At 35.3% G+C, this 6,174-nt stretch carries 2 protein-coding genes and 1 pseudogene; all 3 read left to right on the plus strand.

What is annotated here, in order from left to right; all coding sequences use genetic code 11:
* Positions 1 to 304: 304 nt before the first annotated feature.
* Positions 305 to 1,543 (plus strand): AAA family ATPase, encoded by a 1,239-nt coding sequence (locus tag P20652_RS07690; RefSeq protein WP_008169456.1) that lies wholly within the window; start codon positions 305 to 307, stop codon positions 1,541 to 1,543.
* Between the two features lie 15 nt (positions 1,544 to 1,558).
* Positions 1,559 to 2,521 carry a hypothetical protein gene (locus P20652_RS07685; RefSeq protein ID WP_008169458.1) on the plus strand — a complete coding sequence of 321 codons (963 nt, stop codon included), beginning with the start codon at positions 1,559 to 1,561 and terminating at the stop codon, positions 2,519 to 2,521.
* Positions 2,522 to 2,945: 424 nt separating this feature from the next.
* A pseudogene (locus P20652_RS18325) lies at positions 2,946 to 6,093 on the plus strand (DEAD/DEAH box helicase).
* Positions 6,094 to 6,174: the final 81 nt, after the last annotated feature.

Raw genomic sequence — 6,174 nt, forward strand, 5'->3', positions numbered from 1 at the left:
AAGAAGTTAGTAAAAGTTGATCTGAGTGTTAATAAAGATCTGATCTTAACCAAGTATATAGGTGATCTGCTTTATTTTATATTATTCATATTTATCATTAGGTTATAAGCTAATTATCTCCCCTTAACCTTTACTACCTTATATATTTAACCACCTTTAAACTTCTTTATTTATACTAAGCAATATTAAAAGTGTAAAAATATTTATTGATGTCTTCTTTTTAAAACACATGTCGTCTTAAATAGTTGTTTACAGGTAATTGAATGGACATTATACTTACTGCCTAACTTTGAGGAAGGAACGTATGTCTATCAATAATAACGCGCTAAATACTTACCGGCTTTTGAAAGCTACTGCCGAAGTCGCTGAGAAATCATTAGAAGGACGTATTCAACACTACCGCGCTCATCTTAAATCAGAAGAAAAAGAATTAAGAACATACACCCAAAAAGCAGCTGCAGATTTATTAGGTTGTAATAATCGTACCTTAAAAAGACGCCATGATAATGGTGATTTTGATGATTTAAACATAAAACGTGGTGCTAATGGTCATTATGCTTACACTTTGGTAAACATTTTTGCGATGGCTGATATTATGGACATCAAGCCAGATCACCGTACTAACGATGATAAACTACAAGTTATAGTTATAAACTCCCTCAAAGGAGGTTGTGGCAAAACAACCAGTATGGTTAATATTGCAGCAGCCCTTGCTACAACAAACATTAAGCGCTATCGGATTGGTATTATCGATTTAGACCCACAAGGTTCATCATCAAGCTTTTTTCCATCAAGTGAACACGATCCAATTACAGTTGGTGATTTAATGCGTGATTGTATAGATTTAGACGAGGGTGAAACTTGGCCTGAATTTGTATCAAATTCTTTTTTACCGACACATATCCCAAATATTCGTGTTTTACCTTCTGGCATGGACGATTTCTATTTTGAACACGAAACTGCCACTTTACTTAAAGACACCTCTAACTATGAGCAAACTCGCCACTATCATAAATTGCTAGAAAAAGTGATTGAACCTGTAAAAGATCAATTTGACATTTTACTGATAGATACAGCGCCAACACTTAACTTTATGTTTTATAATGCTTTAATGGCTTCTACAGCAATGCTTATTCCTGTCCATCCTGAAGCTGTCGACTTTGACGCTAACAATAAGTATTTGAAACGTTTAGGCGAAATTTACCATACAGTTGCAGCACTTGGTCATGAAGGTTGGGACTTTATGCAGTTTTTAGTCACCAACTATGTAAAAGGTAATCATTCACAACGCGATATTGTTAAAGATGTACGCAGTGCATTTGGACGCCAGGTTATGAGTTATCCAATTAACCATAGCTCGGCAATTACCGCCAGTTCATCTTCTTTCAATACGATATTTGATCAAAAAGCATCTGATAGCTTAGCGAGTCGAGAATCGCTTATGCGCGCACAAGAGAATATAAAAGACGTAGTCGATGAGCTCGAAATGTTAATCAGATCTAACTGGAAATCTACTCAATCAAAAATAAACACGCCTAAGTAAGGATGTTAAATAAAAATGGCTAAAAAACGTAAAAACGACACCCGCTTAGATCCTTTTGCAACTGCCGTAGGCAGCAGTAGTCTTGATGCATTACTAGAACAAGCTAATGCTGGTGATGTAATTAGAATGCCTGCTCCAAGTGATCCTACACGCCAAATTACGCTAGTGTGTAAAGTAATCGCACACACTGATATTGAATCAACCACCGGTGTATATGGTAAAAATCGCCGTGTACAGGCACTTCTAAACGAAAAGTCAGTATCAGATATTCTTCCTGCAATTCGTGAGGATGGTCGTAACCAACACCCCGCTCTACTTTGGGAGCAAGGTAGTAAGAGCTTAGTTTTGGCTGGTTCTCGTCGTCGTATGGCCTGCATTTTAGGTAACGCTGATTATTTAGTGCTTAGTTCAAGTGATTTTACCGAGCAGGATGCAAAAATTTTAGCGGTATCGTCAGATCAATACATTGCTCCAAGCCTATGGGAATTGGGACAAGCTTATCAGCAGACCAAAAATGATCTGATTCAACAAGGTAAAAAAGGTTCTTACCGAGAAATAGCTTTAGTTGAAGGCGTCTCGCATACTGCCATTGCTGATGCAATTAAAGCCTATGAGCAAATTCCAGCAAATGTTATTGCACTTTATCCAACTGCTAATCATGTTGGAAGAGAAGTTGCTAAAAAGCTTGTTATTGCAAAGGAGCGTGATCCTAAGAGCTTTAATCAGTTAGTTGAAGAGCTAGTTAGCAATAATGATGTAAACGCGATTACAAGCGATGACAAGCGTGCAATCGCAATAACAAAATATTTAACATTTGAACCACAAACTGCTGTTAAGCGTGAAGCTGTTTTAAACAATGAGTTTGTTTCGTTACAACGAAATCTCAAAAGTGGTGATGTTTCTATAAAAATAAATAATAAAGTCATGACTGACAAGCGCTTAGAGCAGCTTACAAAGCTATTAAGTGCTTTTAATTAGTTAGTAATATAGTGATCTGTTAGGTTTTTTAAGTTAGTTAAATAATGATCTAGCAAACTATCAAGTTAGTAAAATTTTGATCTAAATAGACTGTGTAATAGCTTTTTGGATTATTTGCAGTGCTAAGATCAATTTTTTACTAACTTGTTTTCTTTTTTTTGTTTTTTTACCACTTTTTTAGAAATTGTTAGTAAAAGTCTGATCCATAAATCCTCTTTGTAGTTAAAAAAGTTGTTTGTATTTTGTGGTCTACTTGTGTGCCATAGCTTATTTTGTAAAATATATGCTCAGATCTAGTTATAAACCGATTTTTTACTAACCTATCAACTCCAACCAGTGTATGTCACAGTAATATTGCTTTAGCTCAGAGCACATAAGGCATATACTGGTAGGATTATTTTTGAAAACTAATACTTTGAGCGACATGTCTGCTAACTTATCAAAAAATGATCTACTGGCTATTTTTGAAGAAATTAAAAATGAGCAGGCTACTCAGTTTCCTCTTTCTGAACGTTTTATAAAAAAACTATTTAGGCCCAATGTACTTGCCAAAGGTAAAGAATATTACAAAAACGGTAAAATTACTTGGTTAGAACACACGCCAAATTTTTCGGTTGTCGACTCAACTGTATTAGGTGATAACGGTAATCCGTTCAATCAACGTATAGAAATTATAAAATTACCAACGGGCTATTCTGTTGACACACACTGTACGTGTAACATTAAAACTAAATGCCGACATTTAGCTGCTATTTTATTAAAACTCAAAATTGAACACTCCGGAGAATATGGAGAAGATTACTTTATTAATGATTGGTTTAGCGAGCTAAGCGCACTTAAAAGTGCTGAGCAAATAACACCGTCGCAAGTTTTATTATTTGTATTTGATATTGAAAATAACAAAGTATTTCTATCACCAAAAATAGCCAACTACGATAAAGACCAAAATTATAGCTTAGGTCGTAACCTTACCGATCAACAACTCAATAGTTTTATAACGCCTAACGATTTACTTGAAAGTGATTTTAGACTTTATAGCTGGATCCGCTCGCAAAATGCAGTCGGCAATATTGAGCTTAAAGGTCAGTGGGGTTTCAACGCCTTACAACAACTAATAGCTACAGAGCGACTTTTTTTACAACGATCGCGTACTGCAATTAAACCGCAAAGCGGACAAGCGCTTAGTTTTAAGTGGCATCAAGAAAAAGATCTAACACAACTGGGTATCAATTTAGAGCAAAGTAAAAACTGGGCACTTATTAAAACAACGCCCCCTACTTATATAGACTTAGATCATCTAAAAGTTGGGCGTATACGTACACCATTAAGTGCAGACGAAATATCGCATTTACAAACAATACCAGCTTTACATAGCTCAAACTTCGATAGAATTTATAAACAGTTGGCAGATAATTTTGGTGCGGGGGTTATACCTCATCCAACTAATTCCAAAACAATATTGCCAAAAGCAGCCAGTAACGCTGTTTTAAAAGTAACGATGGAAGAACGTGGTTTAACACTGTCGTTATTATTTAAGTATAAAAATAAAAATTATTTAGCAGGATCTGCCCCTCAAAACATAATTAATAATGCATTTGAAAATACAGTTACGAATGAGTTAGTAAATCTAGGTTTTGAGTTTTGTAAAGGGGGTTTACAAAGTGAGTTTATTTTTACTAAGCAATCTCCTATTCATTTACACTGGTTAATTTACGAGTTATTTCCCTGCTTTAAAGAACGCGGATGGAAAGTAAGTGTGAGTAAAGTTAATATTGCCAATCCTCAAAGTGAAGTAACATTAAATGTAAACAGAGCTATTGGCCATCAAATGCATTGTAAAGTGGTGCTCCATGATGCAAAAGCAGCGTTACTTTTTAATAACGATGATTTAGTTTATCAATCGTTAAACCGCCAAAGTGAGTTGTTTCACTATTATCCAGTAGGTCGTCAATTTGGTGTTATAAACAAATCGGCTATAAATTTACTGAATGAATTTAAGCAACGTTTTGAATTTGTAAAAACAAGAGATGAATTTAATATTCCGCTTTCGTACTTACCTGAATTAGTAAAACATACAGCAATTAATGTAGAACTGCATGACGATTCATTAGAAAGCTATCTAAAAGAATTAAATAATTCAGATAGTACAATGCCATCTGTATCGTTGCATGGCTTGAATGACTCTGTTGTATTGCGCGAGTATCAACAGCAGGGGGTAGATTGGTTAAGCTTTTTAAAACGCCACAAGCTAGGTGGTATTTTAGCTGACGACATGGGATTAGGTAAAACACTGCAAGTTATCGCATTTTTGACTAGCACTTACAACCGACCGCAAGCAGGGCCTACTCTAATCGTATGCCCTACAAGCTTAGTTAGTAACTGGGAAAATGAGATAGCTAAATTTGCCAAAGGTTTAAAAGTAACGACTATTTTTGGATCGAATCGTAACGAACCACTGCAACACTTAGCGCAATCGCAATGTATCTTAACCACCTATCCATTATTAAAACGTGATATTGCTTATTACTCACCGCTGTATTTCGAAAATATAATACTAGATGAAGCGCAATATATAAAAAACGATACAGCACAAGTATCGCGCCTAGTTAAACGTCTTAATGCTGACTTTAAATTATGTTTAAGTGGTACGCCAATCGAAAATAATTTATTTGAGCTTAAATCGTTACTTGATTTTGCTATGTCATCGCTACTTGGCTCTCAAGCGCATTTTAAACAGCATTTTCAAACTCCAATTGAACGTGATGCCGATATGGAACGTGCTGAACAATTAAAAGCGTTAATAATGCCGTTTATTTTGCGCCGAACTAAAGCGCAAGTAGCGCAAGAACTTCCAGAAAAAACAGAGCTAACTAAAGAGTTTGAGTTTGAACCTAAACAAAAAGAAATGTACGAAGGGATAACTCGCTCTCTAGAAGAAAAATTAACTGACTTATTTGCCGAACAAGGCGTGCAAAAAAAGTAAACTTGCCTTTCTCGAAGCTCTTTTAAAACTAAGACAGATTTGTTGTCATCCAAAATTAATTGAACCGGATACGCAAGCTGGATCTGCGAAGCTTGAATGGCTAACAACACACTTACCGCTTATGTTAAGCCTTGGCCGTAAAGTTATTATATTTAGTCAGTTTACATCGGCGCTTGATTTAATCGCTCAACGTCTTGCTGAAATAAATATAGATTTTAGTCTGCTTACAGGGCAAACACGTCATCGCGATAAAGTAATTGACGAATTTACTAGCGGTAACACGTCAGTATTTTTAATTAGCTTAAAGGCTGGCGGTACTGGTCTAAATCTAACACAGGCAGACACCGTTATACATTTCGATCCGTGGTGGAATCCCGCTGTAGAAAAACAAGCTACAGACAGGGCTTATCGTATTGGACAAACAAATCCAGTATTTGTATATAAGTTAATAATGAGTAATTCAATAGAGCAAAAAGTGTTTAAAATGCAAGAAGATAAGCAAGCACTCGTTGATGCTTTATTTACGGATAAATCAATGAGCTTTACAAAATTTGATGAACAGCAAATGCTTTCGCTTATTAAAAATTAAATCAGTTAATAAAGTTGTTATTTTTTTGAACTTAATCAAAAAAAGGACGTCTACTATTATGCTTGTTGATTAATTGCAGTT

The sequence above is a fragment of the Pseudoalteromonas sp. BSi20652 genome, from assembly GCF_000239855.1.
Classification (GTDB): domain Bacteria; phylum Pseudomonadota; class Gammaproteobacteria; order Enterobacterales; family Alteromonadaceae; genus Pseudoalteromonas.